Genomic DNA, 25,878 nt, shown 5'->3' with positions numbered 1-25,878 from the left:
GGGCCTACGATCGGCCCGGAAACAACAAGAATATAGGGATGACGACCCCATGCCGAACCGGCTCGAAACCTGGCGCGTCGAGGCCTACAACACCGCCAAGCAATCCGAAAACAAGATGCACGACGACAATGTGGCGCGCCGTTTCGGCTTTTCCGGCGGGCTGGTCCCCGGCGTCGACGTCTTCGCCTACATGATGCACGTGCCCGTCGCGCGCTGGGGCCGCGATTTCCTCAGCCGCGGGCTGATCGAGGCTCGCTTCATCAAGCCGGTCTATGATGGCGAAACCGCCGACGTCGATGCGACGGAGCACAACGGCCTGCTCACGATCGAGGTGTTCAGCCGCACCGAGCTCTGCGCCACCGGGACGGCGTCGCTGCCGGCAGCCGCGCCCGTGGTTTCGTTGAGCGACTATGTCGAGGTGCCCGCGGTGGCCGAGCGCAAGCCGGTCGGTCCCGCGACCTTCGAGACCGGCAAATGGCTGGGCACGACGCCGCGCCGATGGATCGGGCAGGACGCGACCGATTATCTCGCCGATATCAGGGAGACCGATCCGATTTTCGCGCGCGAGGGATTTGGCCATCCCGGCCTGATCCAGCGCGTGATGAACCGCGTGCTGGTCGACAACACCATTCTGGGCCCGTGGATCCACGTCGGCAGCCGCATGCAGCTGCTGTCGGCCGCACGCGCCGGCGACGAAATCACCGCGCGCGCCAAAGTCACCGCGAACTACGAGAAGAAAGGCCACCGCTTCGTCGAGTTCGACGCGCTGGTGGTCGCCAACGGCACGACGCCGATTGCACACTGCCAGCACACCGCGATCACCCAGCCGCGCGAGCAGGCGGTGGCGTAGGGAAGGGGGCGAGCCTGTCACCTCAAAGACGATGTCATTCCCCGCGAAGGCGGGGAATCCAGTACGCCGTGACTTCTCCGTGAATCACGACTGCCTCGGACTACTGGATCGCCCGGTCAAGCCGGACGATGACAGTGTGCGTGCGGAGGAAGAAACGCAGCCCTACGCCGCCTTGCCCTTCGCGTCCTGGATCGCGCGCCACACCCGCTCCGGGGTCAGCGGCATGTCGATGTGCTTGATGCCGTAATCGGAGAGCGCGTCGACCACTGCGTTCACGACGGTCGACAGGCTGCCGGCGCAGCCGGCTTCGCCGCAGCCCTTGCTGCCGAGCGGATTGGTCGTGGCGGGCACCGGGTGATCGCCGACCTCCATGAACGGCACGTCCTCGGCCCGGGGCAGGGCGTAGTCCATCAGCGAGCCCGTGATCGGCTGCCCGCTCTCGTCGTAGCGGACGTGCTCCATCAGCGCCTGGCCGATGCCCTGGACCACACCGCCATGGAGCTGTCCCGCGACCAGCATCGGGTTGATCACCGTGCCGAAATCGTTCACCGCGCTGTAGCGGACGATCTGCACCACGCCGGTGTCAGGGTCGATCTCGACCTCGGCGACGTGGCAGCCGTTCGGGAACGCCGACGGTACCGGCTCGCTGGTGTGGTCGACGTCGAGGCTGTCAGGCACACCGTCCGGCGTCTTGCCGTCATGCAGCTTTTTGGCCAGCTCCATGATGTCGATGCTGCGGTCGGTGCCGGCGATCGTGAAGCTGCCGTCGGCGAACTCGATGTCGGCCTCGGACGCTTCGAGCATGTGGGCTGCGGCGCGCTTGCCCTTTTCGATGACGAGCTTCGAGGCCTCGACGATGGCCTGCCCGGTCGCGGTGATCGAGCGCGATCCGCCGGTGCCGTTGCCGGTGTGGACGATGTCGCTGTCGCCCTGCACCAGCTTCACGCTCTCGAAGGGAACCCCCAGCTGCGCGCACAGCACCTGCGCGAATGGTGTGGCATGGCCCTGGCCGTAGTCGAGCGTGCCGGTGATCAGCTGCACGCTGCCATCGGGATCGAACACGATCTTGCCGAGCTCTGGGCTCGGCGGCGCGGTGACCTCGAGATAGGAGCCGACGGCGATGCCGCGCAGCTTGCCGGCCTTCTTGCTCTCCTTCTTGCGCTTGGCGAAATTCTCGTGGTCGGAGATCTCCAGCGCCTTGTTGAAGACGGCCTGGAAGTCGCCGCTGTCATAGGTGACGCCGGAGGAGGCCGGGAACGGCATCTGGTTCGGCTTGATGAAGTTGCGCTTGCGTATCGTCAGCCGGTTGATGCCCATCTCGTCGGCGGCGCGGTCGATCAGCCGCTCCATGTAGTAGTTCGCCTCGGGCCGGCCGGCGCCGCGATAGGCGCCCATCAGCGTGGTGTTGGTCAGCACGGTCTTGATGTCGACGCCCATCAGCGGCGTCCGGTAGACGCTGGAGAAGTTCTTGCCGGTGTTGAGCGAGAGCGGGCCGGGCGCGACGCCGGTGATGTAGGCACCGAGATTGCCGTAGCCGGACAGCTTGGCCGCGAGGAAGTGCCCCTCGGCGTCGAGCGCCAGTTCGGCGTGGATCTTTTGCGCGCGGCCATGGCTGTCGGAGAGGAAGGCGGTCGAGCGCTCGTCGAGCCACTTCACCGGGCGTCCCAGCGCCTTGGCCGCATACAGGATGCACATGTATTCGGGGTAGTTGACGTTCTTCATGCCGAAGGAGCCGCCGACATTGGCGGTGAGGATGCGGACCTTCTCGTTCGGCACCTTCAGGTTCTTGGCGAGGTTGGCGCGGTTGCCCGCGACGCCCTGCGTCGGCATCTGGATGGTGTAGCGCTCGGTGGTCTTGTCGTAGGAGGCCAGGCCAACGCGCGGTTCCATCGAGACCACGGCGACGCGGGTGTTCTCGATGTCGATCCTGGTGACGTGGGCCGCGCCGGCGAACGCCGCGTTGACCTTGTCCATGTCGCCGTAGTGGTAGTCGAGCGCAACGTTGTTCGGGATGTGGTCGTAAAGCTGCGGCGCGCCCGGTTTGGCGGCTTCCTCGGGATCGGTCACGGCGGGCAGCGGCTCGATATCGAGCTCCACCGCCTCGGCGGCATCGCGCGCCTGCGCCAGCGTCTCCGCCACCACGAAGGCGACGGGGTCGCCGACGAAGCGGACTTTGTCGGTCGCCAGCGGCTGGCGGTTGGTCTGGAGCAGGGGGGAGCCGTCGCGGTTCTTCAGCGGCAGGCCGCAGGTGAAGGGGCCGTAGCCGGCGGCATCGAGGTCCTTGCCGGTCCACACCCCCAGCACGCCCGGCATCGCCCTGGCGGCATCAAGGCCGATGCCGCGGATCACGCCATGGGCATGGGTCGAGCGGACCACCACGGCATGGGCCTGGCCGGGCAGGTTGAAATCGTCGGTATAGCGGCCCTTGCCGCGCACCAGCGTGTCGTCTTCCTTGCGGCGGACCGGCTGCCCGACGCCGTATTTTTGCAGTGCAATAGCGTTTTCGAGCGTGGACGATTTGGTGTGTTCTTGCATGGAGTAAACTCGGCCTTGATTTTATTGTAAAATTTCACTCGCCGATGGCTTTTCCCCGGCCATTCCCCGACTGCGTTTCCATGGAAGGGAGATCATCAACCCGGTTCCACTCTTCGCTGGCGACCACGTGCGAGTAGCGTTCGGCGCTGCGCACATTACGCCAGTTGCCGGTCGCAGCTAGCCCCTGCACGTCAGCCCCGGCATACCGGCGCAGCCATGTCGCCCAGCTGTGGCGGAATACATGGCAGGTCACGAAGTCGAGCCGGTAGGCGGGCGCCTTCCAGCCCTTGATCCAGTATTTCGGACATTCCAGCCCGCAAGCGGCCATCTTGGCCCGCCTCAGCAGCCAGTCGATCTGGCTGCCGCCCCGCCAGCGAAACAGGAACTTGCGGTCAGGGTTCTTTGCAAGGTGTGCAAACAAGGGGCCGACCAGCTCGGCCTTGAGGTGCAGCATCCGCGGATCCTCGTTCTTCGAGGTCCGAAGCCATGCGGCACGCTCCTCCGGCCGGACGTCGGCGGCGAGCAGATGCTGCCCCTCGCTCTTGCGGATGCCGGTGAAGATCAGCATGCGCAGATAGAGACCGAACTCCTCCTCGATCTTGTCGGCCTCGCCGATGATCAGGAAGGCGTCCTCCGGCCACATGAAGACGTTGCGGGGGCGTCCGCCGGCGCCTTTGGGTCGTCGGATGGTCGGGCAGCTGTCGCCCAGGACATGATGCATGACCGCCGACATCGGCGTATGAACGTAGGCGTTGAGAGTGCCGCCGTTCGTGATGTGGGGATAGAGCGCGCCGGATGCCCCGTCGATCGCCTGCTGGTCGATGTCCCTGAGCAGGGTGTCCCCGAAGTGCTTGACCAGCGGGAAGAGATGCCGGCCGGCGCCGCCGGACCGGAGATAGGATTCGACGGCGCTTACGAAGGTTGGCTCTCGCGGACCAGGCGCAGCCTCGGGGGCTGGCCACTGTCCGTGGTCTTCGATGCACCGCTCGATCTCTCTGAGCTTTTTCTCAGCGAGGGCTCGCCGAGGAGATCCGCTACTGCATTCCACGTAGACGCCAAGGTAGGTTCCACGGACCTCGAAGTTGGGCGTTTTGCCTTTCCGCGGCGGCCTGAGCTTGAGCGGCACTTCAACCCCTCCCGTAACGCACACTCGATGCGGGCGATGTCCTCGGACCTGAAGACCTTACCCCGCCCCATCGGGGTGTAATAGGGCTGGCCGGACTTATCCCGGGGGTGCGCACGGAGCCATTCCGCCAGCCAGCGGGTCGATGGTGCCTTCAATTCGGCGGCGACTTCGGCCAGGGTGAAGCGCTGGATCATCGGCCTTCATGGTCCTTGTTCCAGAACGCCGACCCGGTCCCCGCGTAGGATCCTGATGCGTCCGGCGCCGGTTCGTGTCGAGAAACCGACCAATACGCGCCGTCAACCCTCTCGAATTTGATCCCGCCGAAGGTGAGGTGACCGAGGGCGCGAAGTTCGATCCCACCCGCCTGTAATTCCAACGCCGGCATTTCTTGCTGGAGCTCGGTCGACAACCGATCGAAGATCGGTGCCGGCAGCTTGACCGCCACGTGATCGGTGATGTTTTCTTCGGTCCAGCGAGACAGGCAGAGGTGCCGCAGTGCATGGGTGATTGTGCGGAGATCAGAGGTCGCGGTCATGTTTTGCTCTCTCCTGCCTGCGCCAATTGGCGCACCCTGGTCTAGGACTTCAGCACCAGGGGTGCCCCGCCATCCGGATTGCCGCGTTCGATGCACATGGCTGCCGGCGAGCCGCAGGCCGAATGAGGCGCGATGGCGCGGATGAAGTGCGCTCCGAGCGGAGGGGTGGTGTCCACGTAGGTTCCGGGTCTCACGCGCTCACGCCCCTTCGCAGAGGCTTTGGTCATCGCGGCGATGAAGGCGTCGTTCGATGCAATTGCCGCATCGCGCTGCGCCTTCTCGGACAGCGTCAAATATTTGTCGAAATCGACGCGCTCCAAAGCGTCAAGTCTGACCTGGCTCATGATTTTCCCCGTTCCAAGATGGCGACAAAAACAACCGCCCGCATCGCGAGAAGATCGCCGCGCTGGGCGTAGAGCCGCTGGGCCACCAGCAGCGGATTGATGCCGAGTGCCTGCCAGAACGCATCCTCCGAGCCCTTGTGCTGGGCGTGGCGGGCATTGAGGTGGTCGTCGCGGCAGAGCGGCAGCGCCCAGCAGTCTTCCGGCTTCTTGCCCATGCCGCTCGACTTGCCGAAGGCGGCCGATGCGAGGCGCACATGCGCAGCCTCGCCGCAGGGGTCGACGCCGCAATAGAGGCATGGACAGTCGCGCACGGCTTGGAGGTAGGCAGGATCGTCGGCTGGCCCGGCCTTGAAGTTGCGCGTTTGCGCAATCTCGCAAACCGGCTTCAAGAGCGATCCTGGCGCCGCGGGCGGGGTAATGCGCTGGGGGCGGGTGATGCTACTCATCGCTGATCACCCTCGCGATCAGCTGTTGATGCGCCTCGTAGCGGGCGGGCTCCACCAGCATCATGACGTCGATCGCATTGTAGCCGCGCGCGTGCAGGCAGCGGTGTGCATCGGCCGGATCGATGGCGGCGTCGTCGGCCAACAGCGCCGCGGCCATCTGCAGCGTCATCGCTGCGCGGCGTTCCTCGACGCCCATCAGCGGGCCGTCGATCAGGAAGCATCTTGCGGGGATCGTGGTCATCGCCAGAACACCTTTGCGCAATGCGGGCAGACGACGGCGCCGCAGGAGGCGATCGCGTCATGACCGGCGGGGTTGAGGCAGTCGTTGTCGAGACCGAACGGATCCTGCCCGGCCAGGACGTCGCCGATCTCCTGCTCGCAGATGAAGCGTGATACGGCGACGGAGGCGGGCACGCGGTGAACCGGCTGTGGCTGGCGGGTGCGATGGAAACCCATGTTGATTTTTCCGAGTTGAAATGAGGGACCTCGAAGAGTTGCAGGCGGCGGGTCCGGGGCTGGCCATCCCCGCCGCCTGCATGTGCAGCGCCGCGCCTTGCTATCGGCGCCGCGCCAGACCCCGCTACCCGGCCGCCGCCGCGAACTCGGGCAGGGAGTCGTTCAGGTCGGCGGGTGCCGCGTCCGCCTTGATCCTGGAATGCGGGATGTCATCGGCGAGCGGCGGCACGTGCTCGGCTTCCATCGCGGCTGCGTAGCGCGACGGCTTGCCCTCCAGCGCCTGGTGCAGGCTGTCATAGCCGGCGCGCAGCGTGAGCAGGTCGAAGGTCTCCTCGATCTCGACCCACCCGGCGGAGAAATGATCCTTCATCAGGACGACGCGGCGCTGCTTGTCGGCCACGGTCTGGCCGGGGACGTGCATCGTCAGCAGATCCTTGATCTCGTCGAGCACGATCTTGCGCTGCACGGGCTGCCAGTCGCGACGCTCGGTCTTGATCATGTGGGTCGAGTCCCCCATCGCCTGCACGCCGACATGCTGGCCGCCGATGTTGAGACGCAGGATGTGGGGCGCAAACGCGGTCCAGACCTGCTTGACCAGGGTTTCGGTCGGAAGGCGTTCGCCGTTCTCGTAATAGCCTTCGAACTTGAAGTCCTTGCCGTCGAGCAGCATCGAGCGGTCCTTCACGACGGAGGCGACGTGGGCGACCTTGTTGGTGCGCAGGTTCATGTCGCGCTCCATCAGCACCAGCAGCGAGGGTTCGAAGCCGGTCTCAGTCTCGGTCTTCATCTTGACGCCGACCTTCTCGAACTGGCGCTTGCCGTTCTCGTCGGTATATTGCTCGGTGTCGTCGCCGGCGCGCCCGCACATGATGATGTGGAGCTTGGAGTTGATGTAGAGGTCGGTGAACTGCTGCCAGCCGTGCGGCCCCTTGAGGAACGACCAGTCGTCGATCTGAAGAAAACTGCGCTGCTTCTTCTTGAGGTAGCTCTCCTGGAGCTCGCGCCACGGATGGGTGATGCTGTCGATGATCAGCACGGAGGCGTTCTCCTCCGCCCATTTCATCGCCGCGATCAGGTCCGAGAAGGTCCGCTTCTTGGCGACGACCAGCGGGATACCGACCTCCTCGAACAGCGGGATCATCCAGTCAGAGCCCGTCTCGGTATCGAAGAAGGCGACCGGCTTGCTCGCATAGGTCACGCCGCAGGCCTTGAGGTGGCGGACGAGGGCGATGGCGAACAGGCTTCCGGTCACTGACTTGCCGGCACCCTGCTTGCCCATGAATCCGGCTTTGAGATGCGCGGTCGTGGACGCGGCAGGTGCGAAGATGTTGTAGACGTTGGACATGGCGGCGGGCTCCGTGGTGGGTTGGGTGGGTGCGACCGTCGCGGCGCGCGCGGCCGTGGAAACGGGGGTAGGTGCGGCGGTGGGCGTAACGCGCGCCTTCCTTGGTTTGCGCGCCGGCTTGTCGCCGCTGGCGTGCTGCTCGAAGTCGACGATCCTGGCTTCGCCTGCGGCGACGTAGGCGGTATCGATCCTGGGTGCCGCGGGCAGCACGATGACCGCCGTCTCGTTGCGCATGCGCTCGGCGAGCTGGGCGGCGAAGCGGTTGTGGTTGGTGCGGTCTTCCATCACGCCCTCCGCGCAAAGCTGCGGCGGCGGCTCGCGGTCTCGACCGCGCACTCGGCCTCGTAGGTGGCGTTGCCATCGACGGCGCCGAGGAAGGCGCCCTGAAATGGCCGCATGTCGACGTCGGTAGCGACGCGATCGGCAACGCCGGAGCCGACGGCATAAAGCCACTGGTCGAAGATGTTGGCGGCATCGCGCAGGTGATCGGAGACTTCGCCAATCGCTTCGGGAACGGGCAGCGCGAGCAGCCGCGCAATCAGCGCGGCGCTGGCGGCCTTGAAGGGGTTTTGGGAAGGGGCGGGCTTGCTGGAGGTGGTGTCTGCGGCGGCGGACATGTGGGGCTCCGTTGGGTTTCAACGGAGCGGATATTGCGATAATCGCAAATTACAGTCAATAGAAAATTTGCGGTAATCGCAAAATCAGGGTCTATCAAGCAGATGGACTACTTAGTACGTCGTGCAATTCGTCGTGGTTCCGAAAGTTTGGCACTGAGTCTGCCTAACGGGCGGCGGTCCAGGGGCGACCATAGGGGGAATGGTTACGGCCGTTGCTGGAGGCATACGCGGAGGATCACCTTTAAGCGGAAAGCTTGGGATTTTGCCGTCCGAAGGGCCGCACTGATAGGTCATCGCGTACCATGTCACCGGCCCGGGCAAGGCATCGGCAACCAAGCCGCCTGCGTGGCTTTCGCTATCGAGGACTTGGTAAGGACCTCGACACGTCGCGGATGCGGTCTTGAAGCAGCCGTTGGGGGACTGGCTGCATTTGGTCGAGTTTGCAGTCGCGCCGGATGGGCCGGTGAAGGTCTCTTGCGTCGTGTTGCAGCCGGCTAGAGCGATTGCCAAGCACACGGAAAAGCCGGTCACGCGCCACATCATCGTTGTCCCGCGAGTTTCTTGGAAATGCGGCTCTGCGCTGCCCGCCCGATCTGCCGCCATTCTCCCGCCCGGACGACCAGTTGCACCTTGGAAATCCACGTCAGCTTGACGTCCCGGATCACGGGGGCGTTGAAGCTCTCCAGGTTGAAAAGCTTGGCCTTGCTGCCATGCAGGATCCGCTTGAGGTAGCGCTGGCCCTGGTCGGTCATGACAGCCGCTTCCCAGCCGATGACCTCGTTGGCGTTGGTGCCCTCTTTCCAGCACAGGACGACGTCGCCGGGATCGTACCGCGGCCACATGCTCTCGCCCTCGACCTCGAAAGCCAGCGTGTTGTCGGGGACGGGGAAGGGGACTTCGATCTGGAACAGGCCCTCGGGCGGCAGCTGCTCGAGTTCGGGCAGTATCTCCTGGCCCGCGCCGATCCGGCCGACGACCTTGACCACAGTTTGCGCCGCCTGAGACGCGCGTTCCTTCGCCTCGCGAAGACCAGGCGGCTCCTCCTTGAAAAACTCAGCCATTCCAACGAGTTCTTCAAGCGATATATCGCGGGTCTCTTTGGAGTTGCTGATGTTGGTCATTCGCGTGACGGCGTCGGGGCGAATGTTGAGGTGATTCGCCAGTCCGATACGCGCGCCCCGGCCCATCCGCTCAAGTTGTTCACTGAGCCAACGCCGTTGTTTGTCACCTAAGCTGTTCATATCGCAATCATTTGCGGTATTCGCAAAATAGTCTATCGCGACAATCGCAAAATTCGTTTGACTACAATTTGCGATGATCGCAAATTGCGATCCATGAGCTTGAACCCCGCCAAGAGCGTTATCGAGAAGATTGGGGGCGCAGAGACGGCTTCCCGGGTCACGGGCAAGCATATCTCCCGCGTCTACCGCTGGACTTACCCTGCGTCGCGCGGCGGCACTGGTGGCGTTGTGCCTCATGACGACGCCATCAAGCTCCTCGATTACGCGCGCGAAAACAGCATCACGCTAACGGCGGACGATTTTATGCAGGCGCCGTCGACTGTGCCGGAGGCAGCCGAGCCGCAGCAGCCCGAACAGGTGCAGTCATGAGCGATCGAGCAAGCGATCTCGTACGGGACTTTTTCTGGTTCGACATCGATCGGGCCATGATCAATGCCGGCCTGGTCGAGAAGAAGCTGATCGAGCACGAGGGTCCGACGGGATTCCGCGACCCGCACGAAGAATTCGTCATTCGTATTTACTGCGCGATGGACCGCGCCCGCCGTGAGCGTGAACTTCATGAAGCGCTCGCCCATGCTAGTTCAGCCCACGCGAAGGCGCGGGCGGAGGTTTCAGGGCATCTGTCAGTTGAGCCAGTAGTTGTTCCGCCACCGCCGGATCCATGGAGACATGGATCATGTTCTGGGCGGTTCGGAGACTATCCGGTCCGGCGGGCGCACACCGAAGCTGAAGGACGACGAATGGACGACCTTGCGGCGTCCTTCGCTGATCGGCGTGCGCCGTCTCAACGTAAAAGTGACGATCGTCATCCTGGCTCATCGGGCGTGCACCTTCCTCAATTTCCAGTCAGGGCCTGATATATCATGAGTTTCCGTTCCGTTGTTGCCCCGCAGAAGCGCTACGCGCTGAAGATGACCTATTCGCCCTATCTCGACCGCGCCAAGCTGCGCGGCAAGGAGGCGATCGAGCAGATGGCCAACGACTTCCTGATGTTCGCGGCCTCCGCCGGCTCGGTGAACCAGGACGACCTCGAGCTGCTCGGCTGGACCCGGACGCAGGTCGTGCTCCACACGTCGGATGCGCGTCATCTTGCCAATCATCGCGCCGACCAGGAACGCCGCAGGGTGTTCGCATGACGCCGGCATCAGTGCAGCGCCAGCGCGATTGCGGTAACGGCCAGCACCATGGCCGCGAACGCAAGTCCGAGTGCGATGCGGCCCGTCGTCATGGCGCGATCCGCCATCGTGTAGACCTCGTCGATGGCGCCGTCCGTGTAGATCGCCTGAGCCTCGATTTCGGCGTCCGTCATGTCCAGTTTCCAGTTCGTGTTGCGTTGCGTGGAGTGTCTGCGTCATGGGCGAATCAAGCCGGCGATCAGAGGCGCGCGCAAGCGCTTCCGAAGAACAAACGTGCAAGTTTGGAACAGTTGTTCGGGCGCTATGGCCGACCAAGCCGGCGCTCAACCTGGCGCAGCGTGCGGGCCTCACGGAGCGAGGTGCGCAATACCTCATCGACGGCAAGCGCAAGCCGAACGCCCGCGCGGCGCTCGCCGTCTACGCCGAGATCATCGAGTGAACTTCGCGAGGCGCAAGGCCGCCTCGTCATCCGCGTTCCCGCGTCTGTAGTTGCGTATCCCCACAGTTTGAGTCGCTGCAGTCGTCCGCAGTCTTTGCGGCGAGTGATAGCGGCTGTCTCGAAACGACCTTAGCTCGCGCGCCGCGGCGATCCTCAGCGGCAGGAGGAAGGAAATGAACATCCGAGATTACGACCCCGCGATGGGGCAGGCCTTTCAGGGTGACGTCGCGATCATTCCGATCCCGGCCGATATCCCGATCGCAACGATCGAGGAGATCGCGCCAGTCGAAGGCCGCCTGATCCTCCAGGAGGGCGAGGTCTCTGGTCATCACCATGCCGTCGATCTGCGCCAGCGGAGCTTCCAGGCGCAGCCGCGCGAGGTTGGTGATCCGCTGATGGCGACACGCGATCCGAAGCTGAAAAAGGCGCTCGGCGGCATGGCCAAGCAAGCCGTCGGCGCGGCACGGATGTACCGCGATGCCGGCGTTGCAGCCGAGATGCTCCGCCGCGGCCTGCTGACGCGAACTGACCTTGCCATTGCGTGCCTGGTGATCGAAGGCGCACCGATGTCGGTCACCCACGAAGAGCACGACGGCATCCGCCTTCCGGCCGGCCGCTACCTGATCGGCCGTCAGGTCGAGAGCGCAGGCGCCGAAGAGCGCGTGGTGCGCGACTAGCCTCGCGCACCATCGTCCCACAGCAATCGGAGGAGACAAGGGCCATGGCGAAGATCCAGAAGATGACGGATGAGCAGCAAGCCGCGTTGCCTGCATTCCGCGAGCAGTGGCGTGCGGTCGGCTTGTCGACCGCACCAATCCACGAAGAGGCTGCGCGAAGCGCAGTCCGCGCTCTTTACAAAGCGGGCGACCAGGCCGAGCCGCTTGCGGTCATCACACTCGCCTCGCCGATGGCGTGCCTGATCGCACGCGCCATTTGCGAAAAATTGCTGAAGGAAAATCTCAGCGACAATCAGCGGCTGGTGTTGGAGAGAAAGCTCAGGGACCAGCTCTGGGACCAGCTCTGGGGCCAGCTCAGGGACCAGCTCGGGGGCCAGCTCAGGGGCCAGCTCGGGGGCCAGCTCGGGGGCCAGCTCAGGGACCAGCTCGGGGGCCAGCTCGGGGGCCAGCTCGGGGGCCAGCTCTGGGACCAGCTCTGGGGCCAGCTCAGGGACCAGCTCTGGGGCCAGCTCAGGGACCAGCTCGGGGGCCAGCTCAGGGGCCAGCTCAGGGACCAGCTCTGGGGCCAGCTCAGGGACCAGCTCTGGGACCAGCTCAGGGACCAGCTCAGGGACCAGCTCTGGGACCAGCTCAGGGACCAGCTCTACCAATCTTCGTACTTCATCGGCGGCCTCGATGCCTATTGGCTGGCCTTCTATGAATACGGAGAACGGATTGGCGCGCGCTACGAAGCGCGCACCAAACTCCTTTTTGACGCCTACCGCGCTTACGCGCTCTCGGCGGGTTGGCTCTACCCGTACAAATCGATCGCGTTCGTCAGCGATCGGCCGGCGGAGATTCACTTTGATGCGCAGCAGCGCCTGCACTCGGCAAACGGAATGGCGGTCCGCTTTCGCGACGGCTGGGGCCTTCACGCCTGGCATGGCCTCCGGGTTCCGGCACGTCTGATCGAAGCGGCCGAGTTCTCGGCCGACGCCGTCGAGGGTGAAGCCAACGCCGAGTTTCGCCGCGTCCTGCTGGAGCGTGAATATGGCGGCCGGAGCGGCTTTGAGCTCTACGCCGAACAACGCGCTGCGAAAGTCATCAGCGAAGACATCAGCCACGGTTTCCCGCGCAGGCTCCTCGAGGTGAATGTGAGGGGCGAGAGGATCCGTGTCGTTGAGGTGATCAACGGCTCGCTCGAGCCTGACGGCACGCGCCGCAAATTCCACCTGGGCGCCATGGCCGGCGATACGCCCGCCGATGTGATCGCCGCCAGCTACGGCATCGCGCCCAAGCACTACCGCGAAGCGGTTCGGAGCTAGGCGACCATGGCCAATCCACGGTTGACCGAGATCCAGATCGTAACGCTCAAGCAGCTCGCGATCACCTGCGCCAATGGCGGCATGTCCACCCTCACGCGCAAGCAGCGTGAGGCCATGGTGCCGCTTTGGCGCCGCAACCTGATCGAGATCTGGACCCGGCAGATGCCGGGCGAACGCTCTCGCGGGCCTTTCTTCAAGCCGACCGACATGGGCTGGGCGCTGATCCGGTCGATCTATGCCGGCGGCGAGCGACGCGATCAGGAAAGGCAAGCCGCATGAGCGCAGCCGATCTCGTCAACTGGGGCTTTGCCTACGTTCTGATTGGCGCCGTGATGTGGGCGCTGATGTATGCGGGCGGCCTTATCGAAGAGGCTCTTGGCAAAGCCTCCCGTAGCAGCCGGGCGATCGTCTCCATTGGAGCGATCGCCGGCTGGCCCGTTATCGTCCTGGTCTTCGTGGCGGGATACATCAACGGCGCGCGCGGGAGGGCCCGGTCGTGATCCTCGAGCCCGGCCACGACCCGATCAAATTCCACCCTCTGGCCAACCTGTTTCCGATGCTGTCGGACCAGGAGCTGGAGGACCTCGGCGAGGATATCCGCCTCAACGGTCAGCTCGAGGATGTAATCCTGCATCGGGACATGATCCTGGACGGCCGTAACCGCTACACGGCGGCAACGCGGAGGGGGCTGCCCGTTCGTTGCGGGATTTTCGAAGGCGACGATCATCAGGCTCTTCGCTTCGTGGCATCCAAGAACCTGTGGCGACGTCATCTGAAAGAAGGTGACCGCGCGCGCATCGCGGCACGCATCACCACACTGAAGCTTGGGTCCAACCAGCACACCCAGGCTGCGCCAATTGGCGCACCCCTTCTCGATCTCGTCGAAGAAGCCGCAGGCAAGCCTGCCGCAACTTCGCTTCCGATGATCTCGCAGTCAGAGGCCGCAGAGATCATGAACGTCGGGCGTCGCAGCGTGCAGCGCGCGGTCGTATTCGAGGAAAAAGCCTCGGACGAACTCAAGGCCGCCTATGAGCAGGGCAAGGTTTCGATCTCGACTGCAGCCGAGATCGCGGAAGCGCTGCCGCCGGAACAGCAGAAGGCGGTCGCCGAGCTGTCTGAAAAGGAAATCCTCGATCGAGCCAAGATCATCCGGAAAGAGCAGAACGACAAGCGGCGCGCCGATCGGGCCGATGACATCCGCAAGAAGGCGGAGGCCTCAACCTCGCTGCCGACGGGCCGAAAATTTCCGCTAATCTATCTCGACCCGCCGACGAAATTTGCGGCTGGCGATTCCGATCGTTCGACTGAGAACCACTATCCGACGATGACGGAGGAGGAGATCTCGGCCTTGCCGATCGCCGATCTCGCGCTCGACAAATGCGTGATGCTAATCTGGACTACCGTTCCCTGGCTGGAAAAGACGCTGCGGCTCATCAAGGGGTGGGGCTTCGAATACAAGTCTTGCGCGGTCTGGGACAAGGTCGACATCGGGCTCGGCTATTGGTGGCAGAACCAGCATGAGATCCTGATCTCGGCGTCGCGCGGCGATCCTGTGACCCCCGAAAACGGCTCGATCCTGGGCCCCTCGCTGTATCGCGAGAAACGCGGCCGTCACTCTGCGAAGCCCGAATATTTCCGTTCGATGATCGACGGCGTCCCCGAATGGAAGGACTGGCCGAAAGTCGAACTGTTCCCTCGGGTCAACGGATCGCTTCCAAACGGGTGGTTCGGCTGGGGCAATGAGGCAAACGTGCCGCCGCAGCAATCGCTCGGCATCGAGGACGAGGAACAGATGGCATGACGCGCGATCTCTACGATATCGCAAAGCCCGTCCGTGATGCGGCTCTCGCCGAGATCATGCGCTGCTTCGAGGCCGACACGAAGGCTGACGGCGTGCCGGTCAGTCCAGCCATCCTGGAGGGGCACAAGCTCGGCACGCACATGCAGGCCTTGTGCGTTGCCCACTGCGCGGAGCGCTATAAAAGCTTCACGTCCGGCTTTGTGATCGACGATCCCATCGTCGACATCTACGCGGTTGCACTCGCCCAGGTCGGCGCGCACATGGCCGCGACGGCGCGCCCGACCACGGGGGGGCGCCCGGTAAGCCCGACCGTCTCCGGGCAGGCCTTCATCAAGAAGGTGGCGCAGCTGTTCTTCCAGCAGCTGGTGCACATGGAGCATGGCCTCCTCGATTTCAACATTCCGTTCCAGCGCAGCGACGACGGCTCCATCGCCGTGGAGACGTTCGATCTTGCGGCCATGCTCAACAAGGGGAGGGGCGAGTGAACGAACAGGATCAAGCTCCCGGCTTCGTCGTGTCGGATGATGCAGCCCGCTATGAGGCCATCAAGTCGACGATGAAGAGGACGCTCTCCAAGCGCGGCGAGCAAAAGCCCAAAGCCGCGCGGCCTGCCGTCACCTATCGGGCCCAGCGTCGCAACGAGGCCAAAGCCAAGAAGAAGGCGATGTATCGCATCGGCGAGGACGTCAAGGAGGGATGGTCTCCCGCTGTCGAGCTCAACCGCTCGCCGAACTGGACCCGTGCGCAGTCCTATGGCTACGCGCGCGAGATCTCACCTGTGCCGGAAAGGCCTGTGCGATGAACGGTGCCGCCCTATGGTTCTTCATCCTCAGCCTTCAAGCGATGCCGTTTGAGGCCTCGCGCCTTGGTCCCCTGACAAAGGATCAATGTGTAGCGCTGCAGCAGGCCTTGCCTGGCGTCGACGGCAAGTGCGTCAAGCTCGTCGGGGTGAAGACCTGCAATTCATACGGAGCTGGCGGCAGCGTCTGTCCGATTCTCGAAGGCGAGATGGTGCGATGAAGCAATCCAAGCTGATGTCTCTTTTGGAGACGATCATGTCGACCGCGATCGGCTTTGCCGTCGCTCTACTGGCGCAGATCTTCGTCTTCCCGCTGTTCGGCTTTCGTCCCGCGCTGCACGAGAACCTGATGATCACGGCGATCTTCACGGTTGTCTCGATCGTTCGCCAATTCGTGATGCGTCGCCTGTTCGAGCGGCTGCATATCCGCCGGCCATTGTCGCCATTCATGCAAGCTGTAATTGCCGAGCGCTTCCGCCAGATCGAGCAGGAGGGCTGGGACGCAACTCACGACGACGCTCACCGGCAAGGCGAGATGGCTCAAGCCGGCGCGGCTTACGCGCTCGGGAATGAGACCGTATTTTGCGACAACGGCGACGACATCCGGGGCAACTGCGTTCGCATCAATGGTCAGATGATCTGGCCTTGGGCTGTCGACTGGTGGAAGCCCAAGGAGTTTCGGCGCAACCAGGTGCGAGCCGCGGCTCTGATCGTCGCGGAAGGCGAGAAATTCGACCGCGCTCGCAACTCACGACGTGAGACCAAGCGGAGCGGGAACGCATGAAGCCGCAAAAGCAACTGCTGCGCCACAACCCGCCCGCCTCCTACGGCGACTGCTTCCGCACGGCGATCGCGATCGTGCTGGACATGGATGCAGCCGACGTGCCGCATTTCATGGACGGCGGCGTGAGCGGCGATGACGGCGCGGCTGCAGCCGAAGCCTTCCTCAACGCGCACGGCATGACCGCGATCAATATCGTCGTCGACGGCGCGCGGCCTCTTCAAGCCGTACTGGATTCAATCGCGGGTACGAACCTGCGCCAGATGCCGGCCTTCCTGCTGACCGGCACGAGCCGAAACAGCTGCGCCCATGTGGTAGTTGGGTGCAACGGCGACATCGTCTGCGACCCCTCGATCGACGGATCGGGCATCGTCGGGCCCTGCGATGACGGATTCTACTGGCTGACCTTCTTCGGCGCGCTCCAGGCGACGAACGGACAGGCCAAGCACCAGCGCGATGCGAGAAGCGCGCGGGAGCGGCTGGAAGCCGCCTCGATGCTGCTGTGTGCCGAGCTGTGGAAGGCAGGCCTCGATCGCGGGTCGTTCTACGTCACGATCGGAGGCGGCGAGTTGCATGTCTATGCGAGGTGCGAGCGTCCGGAAGCGATGCCGAGCTGCGCCTATCCGGTCGAATGGCATGTGGCGGAAGTCAAGATCGATCCAGTCAGCACAGAGGCGGCATAGGTAATGAGCAACATGATTGCGATTTCGGCAACCATCCTGATGTGCGTGAACGGACAGCTTGCGTCCAAGGGCGAATGCGCTGATGGAAAGCGCGCCGAAGAGGTGACCGTGAACATCCTCAACGGGACATCCGAGGATTGCTCGATATCCAAGCAGCAGGATTGCTTCGAGCGGGCGACCTGGGACTCCATCCTGAAGATCGAGCGCAACGGTAGCGCCCTCTTTGAGTGGCGCGCCGACGGTTCCGTGATCCGCGATCCTAGCTTCTCCCCGGACATCGCAGCAAGTGCATTTATGGAGGCGGTCAGCGAGGTTCTCAAGACGGTAGGCGTCAACCTGCGCAAGCCGCAACAGTGATGGAAATCATCGTCGACAGCTTTGCGGGTGGCGGCGGGGCCTCGACCGGGATCGAGATGGCCTTGGGCCGCTCGCCCGACATCGCGATCAATCACGACGCGATCGCGCTTGCCATGCACGAGGTCAATCATCCCTCGACCGTGCATCTGACCGAGGACATCTGGTCGGTCGATCCGCGCGCGGCGTGCGCCGGCCGGCCCGTAGGACTGTTGTGGGCCTCGCCCGACTGCAAGCACTTCTCCAAGGCCAAGGGCGGCAAGCCCGTGGAAAAGAGCATCAGGTCGCTCGCCTGGATCGTGGTGCACTGGGCCAATACGGTCGCCCCGCGCGTCATCATTCTGGAGAACGTCGAGGAGTTTGCGACATGGGGTCCGCTCGGTACCGACGGCCGTCCGTGTCCGCTGCAGAAAGGCGTCACCTTCAAGCGCTGGGTCGCCGAGCTGGAGCGCCTCGGCTATGTCGTCGAATGGCGCGAGCTTCGCGCCTGCGACTATGGCGCGCCGACGATCATGTCTCGCGTCTCATCACGAGACGCAATATCCATACCTCGCCTTCGCCGGCAGCCCCGAACCTGCGCTCCGCGCGCTCGCGTTCATCCCGCAGGAAGTCCAAGTCTGCGACCGGTACGAATTTCCGGAGGGACGATGAACACGCCGCTGATCAAACCCACGCGCGTTCTGCGCACCCTCGAAGGTGAGCCGCCGCTCGGCATCGGCGGGCTGGCGTTCCGCGACGACCAGGGCGAATGGCTGGAACACGACAATCCGCGATATCGCTCGCCGTCGACCAGGATCGGCGCGCTCGCGCTGCAAGGCGGGGGGTGGCTTGCCCATCCGCCGGGCTTCCGTGTCGACGGCCGGCAGTATGCCTCTCGCGAGGCAGCGCTGCGGGCTGCAATCGCCGCCATGATCCGCCGCGCGCGGAAATACATGCGCGCCAAGGACGGCGAGGGCACCCACTGGACGGAAGGCTTCGCGGCCCGCGTGATCGAATGGGCGCTGTCGCTAAAGCCTGTGCAAGTGCCTGAAACTCGCGATGTATCGGCTAATCTTGATCAGCAAATCAATAGCGCCACAGGCGAGCTCGCTGCAGACGAGCTTCCCGGCAGCGCCGGGTTGGATGGGAGTGGCGACATCCCATCGGCGGCGTCCTCACCTGTGGCGCCCGTCGAAATGGTCCAGAATCTCGACCAGCAAACCTATGCCGCGATCGACGCCGGCGAGACGATCTCCGATCCGATCGTGCGCGACCTCATCGAGGCCTTCGAGAAGCGCAAACAGTTCCCGGCGCACCACACATTCTCGATGACGACGGAGGTTGCCGACGGACGTGTCGTCTCGGTCGCCACCTGCAAATGCGGCCACGTCATCAAGTTCGGATCGAACGACTATGTCCGCATGAACGCGGCGACCGAGGCTCACTGGCGGCGCTTTCCGGAAGGGCCGACGGTCGACGGCCGCGGCGATCCGATCGTGCCTGGCGATGCCTCGCGGATCGCGGGCAGTAAGCCGAAGAGGCGCAAAAAGAGTTCTGACGGGCGGGCGGACGAGGCTATGGCCCGTGAGGCTGACCCTGTTGTGGGAGCGGCCACGCTTGATGCGCGGTTGCATTCGAACCACGGCGGGGCCGACCAAGCCGGGATGGGAAGCGAGCGGCCCAGCCCGTCAGAAGCCAATGTGAACATCGCAGACCGCGCCCCCATTCCAACTCCGGTCTTGCGATCAGAGCCCGCGTCCCTGCCCCCAAGTCAGGACGCGGGCTCGACCCTTGCCGAGGCTGCGCCAATTGGCGCAGGCGGAAACGTCATCGCGCGGCGCAACGACGTAATCGCCGATGGATGGTCCGATCTGCTGACCGCGGCGGCCGGGCTCGCGTGGGATGACGAGGCGGCGCTGCCCGTGCTGCATTCCTATGATCAGTTTCTCCACGACAAGGTAGTGACGGCCCCGATGCGCGGCATCGAGGTCCCTCTCGAGGCCTTGCACGATTATCTCCGGCCGCATTGCAAGGACCTCGTGGTCTGGGCCTTGCGGCTCGGCTGCGCTGCGATCTTCGCATCCTTCGGCCTGCACAAGACGGCGATGCAACTGGAATGGTGCCGGCAGCTGCAGCGCCGCAACGGCGGGGCCACGCTGAGCGTGCTGCCGCTCGGCGTGCGCCACGGCTTCGTCAAGGAAGCCGTGAGCCTCGACATGGCCGTGCGCTTCATCCGCACCAATGAGGAATACCACCTCGGCCGCGCTGAGGGCGTGGTGCACTTCCTCACCAATTACGAGAGTATCCGCGACGGCAAGCTCGACCCGAACCTGTTCACGGCCTGCTCGCTCGATGAAGCCAGCGTGCTGCGCAGCTACGGCAGCAAGACCTTCCAGGAGTTCCTGCCGCTGTTCGGCAAGGTCGCCTTCAAGCTGGTCGCGACCGCAACGCCGTCGCCGAACCGCTACAAGGAGCTGATCCATTATTCCGGCTTCCTCGGCGTCATGGATACCGGCCTGGCGCTGACGCGCTTCTTCCAGCGCAACTCGGAAAAGGCCGGCGATCTCACGCTCTACCCGCACAAGGAAGAAGAATTCTGGATGTGGGTGCACTCCTGGGCGGCCTTTCTGCAAAAGCCGTCCGAGCTCGGCTACAGCGACGAAGGCTACGAGCTGCCGCCGCTCACGCTGCGCTGGCACGAGGTCCCGGCCGATCACAGCAAGGCCGAGCCTGAGCGCGACGGGCAGTCCGTGTTGTTTCGCAAGGGCGCGTCCTCGCTGCAGGATGCCGCGCGTGCGCGCCGCGATAGTCTGCCCTCGCGCATCGCCAAGATGCAGGATCTGCTTGCGCAGGATCCGGACAGCCATCGCATCCTCTGGCATGACCTCGAGGCGGAGCGCGAGGCGATCGAGGCGGCCGTTCCTGGTGTGGTCGCGATCACCGGCAGCGGGATGGACATCGACGAGCGGGAAAAGCACCTGCACGACTTCGAGGAGGGTCGGACCAAATACTTTGCGACCAAGCCCATCCTCTCCGGCTCAGGCTCGAACTTCCAGTATCACTGCCACAAGGCGATCTATGTCGGCTTGCCCGGCGACGGCTACAAGTTCAACGACTGGATTCAGTCGGTCTACCGGCTGCAGCGCTTCGGCCAGAAACACCCCGTCGAGATCGATATTATCTACTCCGAAGACATGCGCGCCGGCCGGGCCGCGCTGGAGGAGAAGTGGGCGCTCGATACCGCGATGCGCGCCCGCATGAGCGAGATCATCGCCGCTCACGGCCTCAACACCCTGCCTCTGCGGGACAAGCTGCTGCGCACCATGACGATCAAGCGCATCGAGGAGAAGGGCGAGAACTTCACGGCGATCAACAATGACGCTGTGCTTGAGTGCCGCGCCTGGCCGGAGGCCTCCGTCGATCTGATCGTGACCTCGATCCCGTTCTCCAACCACTATGAATATTCGGCCTCCTACCGCGACTTCGGCCATACCGACGACAATGGGCATTTCTGGGCGCAGATGGATTTTCTCAGCTGCGAGCTGATGCGGATGCTGCAGCCCGGGCGCCTTGCCTGCATCCACGTCAAGGACCGGGTGCTGTTCGGCAGCGTCACGGGCGAGGGTGTACCCACGATCTCTCCGTTTCATGCCGAGGCGATCTCGCACTATCGCGGCCACAAATTCCAGTACCTGGGCATGATCACGGTCGTGACCGACGTGGTGCGGGAGAACAATCAGACCTATCGGCTGGGCTGGAGCGAAAACGCCAAGGACTCCAGCAAAATGGGCGTCGGCTCGCCGGAATACGTGCTTCTGTTCCGCAAACCCCAGACCGATCGCACGCGCTCCTATGCCGACGTGCCGGTCGAAAAGAGCAAGGACGACTACACCCGCGCGCGCTGGCAGATCGACGCGCACGGCTTCTGGCGCTCCTCCGGCGACCGGCTGCTGACGGCCGATGAATTTGCCGCGATGGATGCCGCCGATCACGCTAAGCACTTCTCGAAGCTGAGCGCGGAACGGATCTACGACTATGAGGCGCATGTCGCCATCGGGGAGCGGCTTGAGGCCCAAGGCGCGCTGCCGGCGACGTTCATGGCGATCGCGCCCGGCTCGCACGATCCAGAGGTCTGGAGTGACATCAACCGGATGCGCACGCTCAACATGATGCAGCAGAGGAAGGGCGCGGAGATGCACCTGTGCCCGCTGCAATTCGACATCGTCGACCGCCTGATCGAACGCTACTCCAACGAAGGCGAGCTGGTGTTCGATCCCTTCGGCGGATTGATGACGGTCCCTTTTCGGGCGCTGCTGAAGGGACGCAAGGGCGCCGCGACCGAGCTGTCGACGGTCTACTTCGCCGATGGCGTCAAGTACCTGCGGCAGGCCGAAGAAAAGATGGCCGTGCCGGCGTTGTTCGATCTGGCGGCGGTTGACGCTGCCAACCCCCCCCCAGCGATGCGCAAGTGACGGAGGCTGATAATGTCGTTGACGTTCGATGAATTTGCCAAGGCGAACCGAGCTCGCTGCGAAGATCCGCAAGGCTTCAACCACCCTCTCGATGGATGGTCATACTCGGACTGGATGACCGCCTTGGCCGGCGAGGTGGGCGAGGCTGCCAATGTCGTCAAGAAGCTCAACCGCTATCGCGATGGCGTCGTCGGCAACAAGGAGACCTATGACGAGCTGCACGTGAAGCTGCGCCGAGAGCTCGGCGACGTCGGCGTTTATCTCGACCTGATGCTCCAACGTTGCGGATGCACGCTGGAGGAAGCGATGCGCGAGGTCTTCAATAGCAAGTCCGGCGAGATCGGCTATCCGAAGGTGATCTGAAGCGTGACCCCGCTCCCCACCATCATCGACCTGATGCCGCAGGAACGGCCCGCGCCCGACCAGGGCCGCCGCCTCGATCCAGAGTTCGTGATCGCGGTTGCGCTGTCGACCGTGCCCTATCGCTGGTCGGGCAGGCTCCTGAGCGAGGAATCCTTGCCGGTCCGCGCCGTGCTGATCGCGCTGAAGGAGGCGGGTTACCGCATCGTGCCTGCCGAGTAAGTTTCGTTTCGTAGCGTCGTTTGCGTCCCCTCACATTGTAACAACCGGAGAAGCGCCATGGACGCGCAACGGTCGGACTCACCCGGCCACAATGCCAAGGAACAGCTGAAGGCGATCGTCGAGCGGATCGAGCGGCTGGAGGGGGAGAAGAAGGCGACCTCCGACGACATCCGCGACGTCTACGCGGAGGCGAAGGGCAACGGCTACGAGGTCAAGGCGCTGCGCCGCGTGGTTCGGCTGCGGCGGATGGATGCCTCGCAGAAGGCCGCCAACGACGAGGTCGAGACGATCCTGGAGACCTATATGCAGTCGCTGGGGATGCTGTGATGCCAAGGCATCGTTGGAGTCCCAAGACCGTCTTCGAGCACAAGACCGAGCGCCAGTGCGAGCGCTGCGGCATCGTCAAGGTGTCGCGGTCCGAGCATGAGGGCGGGCACGATCGCTACTGGACGGAGTTCTACGCCGCCGGCGGTTTCGATCGGATCGAGGGCGAGGCGACGCCCGCGTGCGAGCCCGTGGAGGCGCACGCCGCATGACCTCCGTCCGCGGAATGATCGTCGATATCTTCGGCCGCTACCGCCTGCCGCTGTCGGACGAAAAAGACCTGCAAGCCAAGATCGCCGAAATGCTGGCGCTGGAGAAGGTCCCGTTCGTTCGCGAGGTCCGCCTCGACGGGGAGGGAAAGGACATCGTCGACTTCATGGTCGGGGAAGGTGCGCTGCTGCAGCCGCTAGAGGCCGCATGCGCCATCGAGGTCAAGATCGGCGGCTCGCGCCGGGCGATTTTCCGCCAGATCGAGCGCTACTGCGAACATCCGCAGGTGGCCGAGATCGTGCTCGCCACCAACGTGCCGATGAACCTGCCCTTCGAAGTCAAGGGCACGCCGACGGCAATCGCGCATCTGGGCCGGAGCTGGCTGTGACCATGCACCACGCCGCCGATGATCTTCTGGCAGCTGCCGCAGCGCTCGCCTGGCGCGATGAGGCCGCAGGCCTGCGCACCTACGGCAAGCTTGCGCACGTGGCGGAGGCTTGCCGCTGGGTGATCACGGATCTGGAGCCGCAGGTCGCGATCCGGGCCAAGCGCATCTTCCCGCGCATTTCGGCAACGCAGGTCGGCTCCTACACCTTCGTCGACGGCGACGAAACGCGCTCCGAGCTCGAATGGTTCATCGAGCGCTATCCGCTGGTCGTGACGCCCGCCGATCGCGCCCTGCTCGCCGAAGGGCGCATCCGCTTCGAGCAGATCAGGTCCGAGATCGACCGCGTGCTGACGACCGGCTGGCAGCCCTCTGGCCGGCCGGCGATGCTGCGGCCTAACAAGGCCCTGCGGCCGAACCAGGCGCGCGCCGTCGAGGTCGCCCGCCGCACGGGACGGCTGCTGATCGCTGACGACGTCGGCATGGGCAAGACGCTCGCCGCAATTGCCGCTGCGATGGACGAGCGCTTCCTGCCGATGGCGATCTGCTGCGAGGCGCACGTGGCCGAGCAGTGGCAGAAGGAATTCATCGGCGAATTCACGACGCTATCGAGCCACGTGATCCAGTCGACCAAGCCGTATCCGCTGCCGAGCGTCGACTGTTACGTCTTCCGCTACTCCAATCAGTGGGGCTGGGTCGACATCGCCGCAACCGGCATGTTCAAGACTGCGATTTTCGACGAGGTGCAGAATTTGCGTCACGGCCGCGGCACCCAGAAGGGCGAAGCCGCCTCCGTCTTCGCCAATCATGCGGCCATGCGCATCGGCCTGTCGGCGACGCCGGTCTATGGCTATGGCGGCGAGATCTTCAACATCCTCGACATCATCGATCCCGGCATTTTGGGCGCCCGCGACGAGTTTATCCGCGAATGGTGCAAATATGCCGACGACAAGAAGCTGATCATCGAAAATCCGCAAGCCCTGGGCGCGCATCTTCGCGACCTCAACATCATGGTCCGCGAGGTCGGAGGCGGTCCGCCGCCCAACCGCATCGTGGTCGACGTGCCCTATGACGACGAGGCCGCGGCGGCCGACGAGCAACTCGCCCGCACGCTGGCGTTGAAGGTGATGTCGGGCAGCTTCACCGAGCGCGGACAGGCGGCACGCGAGCTCGACATGATGGCGCGCCATACGACCGGCGTTGCCAAGGCCCGCCACGTCGCGGCCTATGTCAAGATCCTGCTCGATGCCAAGACGCCGATCATCCTGGGCGGCTGGCACCGCGACGTCTACGACATCTGGCTGAAGGAACTCGCGGACTACAACCCGATGCTCTACACGGGCTCGGAGACAGCGCTTCAGAAGTCGGCCGCCAAGCGCGCCTTCATGCAAGGCGAGACCGACTGCATCATCATGTCGTTGCGATCGGGCGCCGGCCTCGACGGGCTGCAGCATCGCTGCGCGACCGTGGTGCATGGCGAGCTCGACTGGTCGCGCGAGGTCCACAAGCAACTCGCCGGCCGCCTGCGCCCGCACGCGCGGACCGACCCGATCACGGAAATCTTCATCGTCGCCGACGGCGGGTCCGACCCTGTCATCGCCTCTGTGCAGGGCCTGAAGGCGAGCCAAGCGCGCGGCATCATCGATCCGAAGGCGGCAGGCCTTGAGCAGGTTCACACCGATGAATCCCGCATCAAGGCGCTCGCCAAAATGTACCTGGAGAAGGGGAAATGACGGAACAATCGAGATTTCATCCCTGGACGCCGATCGACATCCGCCGCGCCGCCATGATCTGGCAGCGCGACTTCGCCGATCATCATGGCGAGAGCGACGGGCCCTGGGGTGCGCAGGGCGAGGTATTCGCCACGATCGCGCATGCGATCGGTAAAACCGTTGACGGCGTCGCCGCGCGCTTTCTGCGGTTCGGCGCATCGTTTTCCGCGGGCCCGCGTGGCGGCGGGCCAACCGAGCAGGCCCAAGCCGATTTCGAACGGCGCAGCGCCGCCCGTGACCGGCAGGACCTGACTGCACGCGTGTTCGGCGATCCTCCGCCGGGCTACTCCGCGCTCGACAAGCGCCGCGCGGGAGTGCGGCCATGAGCGAAGTGGTCGATGGGCACTTTGCGGGTGCCTCGCCCCAGCCGGGCCCGCACCACGTCTTCGGCGCGCCGGTCAGCGTACCGCCCTCGCTCGAGCTGGAACGACACCAGCAGACCGAGCGCACCTGTTCGGTCTGCGGCACCGTCAAGGTGACCGTGCACGCGCCCGACGGCCGCGCCTGGCGCGAGTGGCGGCGGTCGGCATCGAGCGCACAGATCGCGTGCGATGACCTCGCGTGCGTCCCTCAGATCGGGGTCAAGCCGTGAGCGTCAGTCCTTCCACCATCGCATCGTCTCACGCGCGGCCGATGGCGTCGCGCGCTTATGCCCGGGTTATTCCCGGGCATGCCCGCTGTTCGA

The 25,878-nt window shown here is 64.3% G+C and carries 36 protein-coding genes; 24 read left to right on the top strand and 12 right to left on the bottom strand.

Going from position 1 to position 25,878, the window contains the following annotated elements; genetic code table 11:
- Positions 1-49: 49 nt before the first annotated feature.
- Positions 50-850 (top strand): hotdog family protein, encoded by an 801-nt coding sequence (locus F8237_RS02030; RefSeq protein WP_151642168.1) that lies wholly within the window; start codon positions 50-52, stop codon positions 848-850.
- A 162-nt stretch (positions 851-1,012) separates the two neighbouring features.
- Here the strand turns inward: F8237_RS02030 and F8237_RS02025 are convergent, their stop codons facing one another.
- The 11 genes from F8237_RS02025 to F8237_RS35865 all read right to left on the bottom strand — a co-directional run bounded on the left by F8237_RS02025 (position 1,013) and on the right by F8237_RS35865 (position 10,055).
- Positions 1,013-3,385: a xanthine dehydrogenase family protein molybdopterin-binding subunit gene (locus F8237_RS02025; protein WP_151642167.1), complete on the bottom strand. Its 2,373-nt coding sequence runs from the start codon at positions 3,383-3,385 to the stop codon at positions 1,013-1,015.
- 34 nt (positions 3,386-3,419) lie between these two features.
- Positions 3,420-4,511: a tyrosine-type recombinase/integrase gene (locus tag F8237_RS02020; RefSeq protein ID WP_151642166.1), complete on the bottom strand. Its 1,092-nt coding sequence runs from the start codon at positions 4,509-4,511 to the stop codon at positions 3,420-3,422.
- A 190-nt stretch (positions 4,512-4,701) separates the two neighbouring features.
- Positions 4,702-5,046 carry a hypothetical protein gene (locus tag F8237_RS02015; protein ID WP_151642165.1) on the bottom strand — a complete coding sequence of 115 codons (345 nt, stop codon included), beginning with the start codon at positions 5,044-5,046 and terminating at the stop codon, positions 4,702-4,704.
- A gap of 41 nt (positions 5,047-5,087) precedes the next feature.
- The gene (locus F8237_RS02010; RefSeq protein WP_151642164.1) at positions 5,088-5,390 is read right to left on the bottom strand and encodes a hypothetical protein; all 303 of its coding nucleotides are present in this window, start codon (positions 5,388-5,390) and stop codon (positions 5,088-5,090) included.
- Entirely contained in the window at positions 5,387-5,836 is a 450-nt protein-coding gene (locus F8237_RS02005; RefSeq protein WP_151642163.1) for a hypothetical protein, read from the bottom strand. The genes F8237_RS02010 and F8237_RS02005 overlap by 4 nt, the downstream gene beginning before the upstream one ends.
- Entirely contained in the window at positions 5,829-6,077 is a 249-nt protein-coding gene (locus F8237_RS02000) for a hypothetical protein (RefSeq protein WP_151642162.1), read from the bottom strand. Before F8237_RS02000 ends, F8237_RS02005 begins: the two co-directional genes overlap by 8 nt.
- The gene (locus tag F8237_RS01995; protein ID WP_151642161.1) at positions 6,074-6,292 is read right to left on the bottom strand and encodes a hypothetical protein; all 219 of its coding nucleotides are present in this window, start codon (positions 6,290-6,292) and stop codon (positions 6,074-6,076) included. The genes F8237_RS02000 and F8237_RS01995 overlap by 4 nt, the downstream gene beginning before the upstream one ends.
- Before the next feature lie 124 nt (positions 6,293-6,416).
- A complete protein-coding gene (locus tag F8237_RS01990) occupies positions 6,417-7,922 on the bottom strand; it encodes an AAA family ATPase (RefSeq protein WP_151642160.1) in 1,506 nt (501 codons plus the stop codon).
- A complete protein-coding gene (locus F8237_RS01985; RefSeq protein ID WP_151642159.1) occupies positions 7,922-8,254 on the bottom strand; it encodes a hypothetical protein in 333 nt (110 codons plus the stop codon). Before F8237_RS01985 ends, F8237_RS01990 begins: the two co-directional genes overlap by 1 nt.
- Before the next feature lie 539 nt (positions 8,255-8,793).
- Positions 8,794-9,666 carry a S24 family peptidase gene (locus tag F8237_RS01980; RefSeq protein ID WP_244626059.1) on the bottom strand — a complete coding sequence of 291 codons (873 nt, stop codon included), beginning with the start codon at positions 9,664-9,666 and terminating at the stop codon, positions 8,794-8,796.
- Positions 9,667-9,755: 89 nt separating this feature from the next.
- Complete coding sequence (locus F8237_RS35865) at positions 9,756-10,055, bottom strand: hypothetical protein (RefSeq protein ID WP_154696349.1); 300 nt, start codon at positions 10,053-10,055, stop codon at positions 9,756-9,758.
- 109 nt (positions 10,056-10,164) lie between these two features.
- On the opposite strand from F8237_RS35865, the gene F8237_RS35860 reads away from it, so the two are divergent.
- Both F8237_RS35860 and F8237_RS01965 read left to right on the top strand, forming a co-directional pair.
- Positions 10,165-10,362 carry a hypothetical protein gene (locus tag F8237_RS35860; protein ID WP_154696348.1) on the top strand — a complete coding sequence of 66 codons (198 nt, stop codon included), beginning with the start codon at positions 10,165-10,167 and terminating at the stop codon, positions 10,360-10,362.
- On the top strand, positions 10,359-10,631 hold the full coding sequence (locus tag F8237_RS01965) for a hypothetical protein (protein ID WP_151642156.1): 273 nt from the start codon (positions 10,359-10,361) through the stop codon (positions 10,629-10,631). The genes F8237_RS35860 and F8237_RS01965 overlap by 4 nt, the downstream gene beginning before the upstream one ends.
- 8 nt (positions 10,632-10,639) lie before the next feature.
- On the opposite strand, the gene F8237_RS35855 is transcribed toward F8237_RS01965, so the two are convergent.
- The gene (locus F8237_RS35855; RefSeq protein WP_154696347.1) at positions 10,640-10,804 is read right to left on the bottom strand and encodes a hypothetical protein; all 165 of its coding nucleotides are present in this window, start codon (positions 10,802-10,804) and stop codon (positions 10,640-10,642) included.
- 44 nt (positions 10,805-10,848) lie between these two features.
- Between F8237_RS35855 and F8237_RS01960 the strand changes: the two genes are divergently transcribed.
- The 21 genes from F8237_RS01960 (at position 10,849) to F8237_RS01855 (ending at position 25,785) form a co-directional block, all read left to right on the top strand.
- A complete protein-coding gene (locus F8237_RS01960) occupies positions 10,849-11,070 on the top strand; it encodes a hypothetical protein (protein WP_151642155.1) in 222 nt (73 codons plus the stop codon).
- Between the two features lie 173 nt (positions 11,071-11,243).
- On the top strand, positions 11,244-11,747 hold the full coding sequence (locus F8237_RS01955) for a hypothetical protein (protein WP_151642154.1): 504 nt from the start codon (positions 11,244-11,246) through the stop codon (positions 11,745-11,747).
- A gap of 44 nt (positions 11,748-11,791) precedes the next feature.
- Positions 11,792-13,051 (top strand): DUF6745 domain-containing protein, encoded by a 1,260-nt coding sequence (locus F8237_RS35850; RefSeq protein WP_154696346.1) that lies wholly within the window; start codon positions 11,792-11,794, stop codon positions 13,049-13,051.
- A 6-nt stretch (positions 13,052-13,057) separates the two neighbouring features.
- Positions 13,058-13,330 (top strand): hypothetical protein, encoded by a 273-nt coding sequence (locus tag F8237_RS01945; protein ID WP_151642153.1) that lies wholly within the window; start codon positions 13,058-13,060, stop codon positions 13,328-13,330.
- On the top strand, positions 13,327-13,551 hold the full coding sequence (locus F8237_RS01940) for a hypothetical protein (RefSeq protein ID WP_151642152.1): 225 nt from the start codon (positions 13,327-13,329) through the stop codon (positions 13,549-13,551). Before F8237_RS01945 ends, F8237_RS01940 begins: the two co-directional genes overlap by 4 nt.
- The gene (locus tag F8237_RS01935) at positions 13,548-14,852 is read left to right on the top strand and encodes a Spo0J and IME4 domain-containing protein (RefSeq protein ID WP_151642151.1); all 1,305 of its coding nucleotides are present in this window, start codon (positions 13,548-13,550) and stop codon (positions 14,850-14,852) included. Before F8237_RS01940 ends, F8237_RS01935 begins: the two co-directional genes overlap by 4 nt.
- The gene (locus F8237_RS01930; RefSeq protein WP_151642150.1) at positions 14,849-15,337 is read left to right on the top strand and encodes a hypothetical protein; all 489 of its coding nucleotides are present in this window, start codon (positions 14,849-14,851) and stop codon (positions 15,335-15,337) included. The genes F8237_RS01935 and F8237_RS01930 overlap by 4 nt, the downstream gene beginning before the upstream one ends.
- Entirely contained in the window at positions 15,334-15,654 is a 321-nt protein-coding gene (locus F8237_RS01925) for a hypothetical protein (protein ID WP_151642149.1), read from the top strand. Before F8237_RS01930 ends, F8237_RS01925 begins: the two co-directional genes overlap by 4 nt.
- On the top strand, positions 15,651-15,872 hold the full coding sequence (locus F8237_RS01920; RefSeq protein ID WP_151642148.1) for a hypothetical protein: 222 nt from the start codon (positions 15,651-15,653) through the stop codon (positions 15,870-15,872). The genes F8237_RS01925 and F8237_RS01920 overlap by 4 nt, the downstream gene beginning before the upstream one ends.
- 35 nt (positions 15,873-15,907) lie before the next feature.
- Positions 15,908-16,435 (top strand): DUF7220 family protein, encoded by a 528-nt coding sequence (locus F8237_RS01915; RefSeq protein ID WP_244626058.1) that lies wholly within the window; start codon positions 15,908-15,910, stop codon positions 16,433-16,435.
- On the top strand, positions 16,432-17,115 hold the full coding sequence (locus F8237_RS01910; RefSeq protein WP_151642146.1) for a hypothetical protein: 684 nt from the start codon (positions 16,432-16,434) through the stop codon (positions 17,113-17,115). Before F8237_RS01915 ends, F8237_RS01910 begins: the two co-directional genes overlap by 4 nt.
- Positions 17,116-17,118: 3 nt before the next feature.
- The gene (locus F8237_RS01905) at positions 17,119-17,472 is read left to right on the top strand and encodes a hypothetical protein (protein WP_151642145.1); all 354 of its coding nucleotides are present in this window, start codon (positions 17,119-17,121) and stop codon (positions 17,470-17,472) included.
- Positions 17,472-21,920, top strand: a complete 4,449-nt coding sequence (locus F8237_RS36775) for a DNA cytosine methyltransferase (protein WP_244626057.1) — start codon at positions 17,472-17,474, stop codon at positions 21,918-21,920. Before F8237_RS01905 ends, F8237_RS36775 begins: the two co-directional genes overlap by 1 nt.
- A gap of 114 nt (positions 21,921-22,034) precedes the next feature.
- On the top strand, positions 22,035-22,283 hold the full coding sequence (locus F8237_RS01890) for a MazG-like family protein (protein WP_162005834.1): 249 nt from the start codon (positions 22,035-22,037) through the stop codon (positions 22,281-22,283).
- A gap of 3 nt (positions 22,284-22,286) precedes the next feature.
- A complete protein-coding gene (locus tag F8237_RS01885) occupies positions 22,287-22,502 on the top strand; it encodes a hypothetical protein (protein WP_151642143.1) in 216 nt (71 codons plus the stop codon).
- Positions 22,503-22,559: 57 nt separating this feature from the next.
- The gene (locus F8237_RS01880; protein WP_151642142.1) at positions 22,560-22,829 is read left to right on the top strand and encodes a DUF2312 domain-containing protein; all 270 of its coding nucleotides are present in this window, start codon (positions 22,560-22,562) and stop codon (positions 22,827-22,829) included.
- On the top strand, positions 22,829-23,038 hold the full coding sequence (locus F8237_RS01875) for a hypothetical protein (RefSeq protein ID WP_151642141.1): 210 nt from the start codon (positions 22,829-22,831) through the stop codon (positions 23,036-23,038). The genes F8237_RS01880 and F8237_RS01875 overlap by 1 nt, the downstream gene beginning before the upstream one ends.
- Positions 23,039-23,052: 14 nt before the next feature.
- On the top strand, positions 23,053-23,424 hold the full coding sequence (locus tag F8237_RS01870) for a hypothetical protein (RefSeq protein ID WP_151642140.1): 372 nt from the start codon (positions 23,053-23,055) through the stop codon (positions 23,422-23,424).
- Positions 23,425-23,426: 2 nt separating this feature from the next.
- Positions 23,427-25,154, top strand: a complete 1,728-nt coding sequence (locus F8237_RS01865) for an SNF2-related protein (protein ID WP_244626169.1) — start codon at positions 23,427-23,429, stop codon at positions 25,152-25,154.
- On the top strand, positions 25,151-25,519 hold the full coding sequence (locus F8237_RS36215) for a hypothetical protein (protein WP_151642138.1): 369 nt from the start codon (positions 25,151-25,153) through the stop codon (positions 25,517-25,519). The genes F8237_RS01865 and F8237_RS36215 overlap by 4 nt, the downstream gene beginning before the upstream one ends.
- Complete coding sequence (locus tag F8237_RS01855; protein ID WP_151642137.1) at positions 25,516-25,785, top strand: hypothetical protein; 270 nt, start codon at positions 25,516-25,518, stop codon at positions 25,783-25,785. Before F8237_RS36215 ends, F8237_RS01855 begins: the two co-directional genes overlap by 4 nt.
- The last annotated feature ends 93 nt before the right edge of the window (positions 25,786-25,878 follow it).

The sequence above is a fragment of the Bradyrhizobium betae genome, assembly GCF_008932115.1.
Classification (GTDB): domain Bacteria; phylum Pseudomonadota; class Alphaproteobacteria; order Rhizobiales; family Xanthobacteraceae; genus Bradyrhizobium; species Bradyrhizobium betae.
The sequence above is the reverse complement of the archived record's forward strand: the minus strand, read 5'-3'. Positions and strand labels throughout refer to the sequence as shown.

Excerpts from the sequence above, each read along its gene's own strand:
- F8237_RS01870 (WP_151642140.1), top strand. The coding sequence starts at position 23,053 with ATGATCGTCGATATCTTCGGCCGCTACCGCCTGCCGCTGTCGGACGAA.
- F8237_RS01865 (WP_244626169.1), top strand. The coding sequence starts at position 23,427 with ATGCACCACGCCGCCGATGATCTTCTGGCAGCTGCCGCAGCGCTCGCC.
- F8237_RS01940 (WP_151642152.1), top strand. The coding sequence starts at position 13,327 with ATGAGCGCAGCCGATCTCGTCAACTGGGGCTTTGCCTACGTTCTGATT.
- F8237_RS01875 (WP_151642141.1), top strand. The coding sequence starts at position 22,829 with ATGCCAAGGCATCGTTGGAGTCCCAAGACCGTCTTCGAGCACAAGACC.
- F8237_RS01980 (WP_244626059.1), bottom strand. The coding sequence starts at position 9,666 with ATGCTTGCCCGTGACCCGGGAAGCCGTCTCTGCGCCCCCAATCTTCTC.
- F8237_RS01955 (WP_151642154.1), top strand. The coding sequence starts at position 11,244 with ATGAACATCCGAGATTACGACCCCGCGATGGGGCAGGCCTTTCAGGGT.
- F8237_RS35865 (WP_154696349.1), bottom strand. The coding sequence starts at position 10,055 with ATGAAGTTCACGCTCACGGCGGGCGCGGTCCATCGCGCAGTAAATACG.
- F8237_RS35855 (WP_154696347.1), bottom strand. The coding sequence starts at position 10,804 with ATGACGGACGCCGAAATCGAGGCTCAGGCGATCTACACGGACGGCGCC.
- F8237_RS01905 (WP_151642145.1), top strand. The coding sequence starts at position 17,119 with ATGAGCAACATGATTGCGATTTCGGCAACCATCCTGATGTGCGTGAAC.
- F8237_RS35850 (WP_154696346.1), top strand. The coding sequence starts at position 11,792 with ATGGCGAAGATCCAGAAGATGACGGATGAGCAGCAAGCCGCGTTGCCT.
- F8237_RS35860 (WP_154696348.1), top strand. The coding sequence starts at position 10,165 with ATGGATCATGTTCTGGGCGGTTCGGAGACTATCCGGTCCGGCGGGCGC.
- F8237_RS01990 (WP_151642160.1), bottom strand. The coding sequence starts at position 7,922 with ATGGAAGACCGCACCAACCACAACCGCTTCGCCGCCCAGCTCGCCGAG.
- F8237_RS02030 (WP_151642168.1), top strand. The coding sequence starts at position 50 with ATGCCGAACCGGCTCGAAACCTGGCGCGTCGAGGCCTACAACACCGCC.
- F8237_RS02010 (WP_151642164.1), bottom strand. The coding sequence starts at position 5,390 with ATGAGCCAGGTCAGACTTGACGCTTTGGAGCGCGTCGATTTCGACAAA.
- F8237_RS36775 (WP_244626057.1), top strand. The coding sequence starts at position 17,472 with ATGGAAATCATCGTCGACAGCTTTGCGGGTGGCGGCGGGGCCTCGACC.
- F8237_RS01915 (WP_244626058.1), top strand. The coding sequence starts at position 15,908 with ATGTCGACCGCGATCGGCTTTGCCGTCGCTCTACTGGCGCAGATCTTC.
- F8237_RS01945 (WP_151642153.1), top strand. The coding sequence starts at position 13,058 with ATGGCCAATCCACGGTTGACCGAGATCCAGATCGTAACGCTCAAGCAG.
- F8237_RS36215 (WP_151642138.1), top strand. The coding sequence starts at position 25,151 with ATGACGGAACAATCGAGATTTCATCCCTGGACGCCGATCGACATCCGC.
- F8237_RS01890 (WP_162005834.1), top strand. The coding sequence starts at position 22,035 with ATGACCGCCTTGGCCGGCGAGGTGGGCGAGGCTGCCAATGTCGTCAAG.
- F8237_RS01910 (WP_151642146.1), top strand. The coding sequence starts at position 16,432 with ATGAAGCCGCAAAAGCAACTGCTGCGCCACAACCCGCCCGCCTCCTAC.
- F8237_RS02015 (WP_151642165.1), bottom strand. The coding sequence starts at position 5,046 with ATGACCGCGACCTCTGATCTCCGCACAATCACCCATGCACTGCGGCAC.
- F8237_RS01855 (WP_151642137.1), top strand. The coding sequence starts at position 25,516 with ATGAGCGAAGTGGTCGATGGGCACTTTGCGGGTGCCTCGCCCCAGCCG.
- F8237_RS02025 (WP_151642167.1), bottom strand. The coding sequence starts at position 3,385 with ATGCAAGAACACACCAAATCGTCCACGCTCGAAAACGCTATTGCACTG.
- F8237_RS01880 (WP_151642142.1), top strand. The coding sequence starts at position 22,560 with ATGGACGCGCAACGGTCGGACTCACCCGGCCACAATGCCAAGGAACAG.
- F8237_RS01960 (WP_151642155.1), top strand. The coding sequence starts at position 10,849 with ATGGGCGAATCAAGCCGGCGATCAGAGGCGCGCGCAAGCGCTTCCGAA.
- F8237_RS01920 (WP_151642148.1), top strand. The coding sequence starts at position 15,651 with ATGAACGGTGCCGCCCTATGGTTCTTCATCCTCAGCCTTCAAGCGATG.
- F8237_RS01985 (WP_151642159.1), bottom strand. The coding sequence starts at position 8,254 with ATGTCCGCCGCCGCAGACACCACCTCCAGCAAGCCCGCCCCTTCCCAA.
- F8237_RS01965 (WP_151642156.1), top strand. The coding sequence starts at position 10,359 with ATGAGTTTCCGTTCCGTTGTTGCCCCGCAGAAGCGCTACGCGCTGAAG.
- F8237_RS02000 (WP_151642162.1), bottom strand. The coding sequence starts at position 6,077 with ATGACCACGATCCCCGCAAGATGCTTCCTGATCGACGGCCCGCTGATG.
- F8237_RS01930 (WP_151642150.1), top strand. The coding sequence starts at position 14,849 with ATGACGCGCGATCTCTACGATATCGCAAAGCCCGTCCGTGATGCGGCT.
- F8237_RS02005 (WP_151642163.1), bottom strand. The coding sequence starts at position 5,836 with ATGAGTAGCATCACCCGCCCCCAGCGCATTACCCCGCCCGCGGCGCCA.
- F8237_RS01995 (WP_151642161.1), bottom strand. The coding sequence starts at position 6,292 with ATGGGTTTCCATCGCACCCGCCAGCCACAGCCGGTTCACCGCGTGCCC.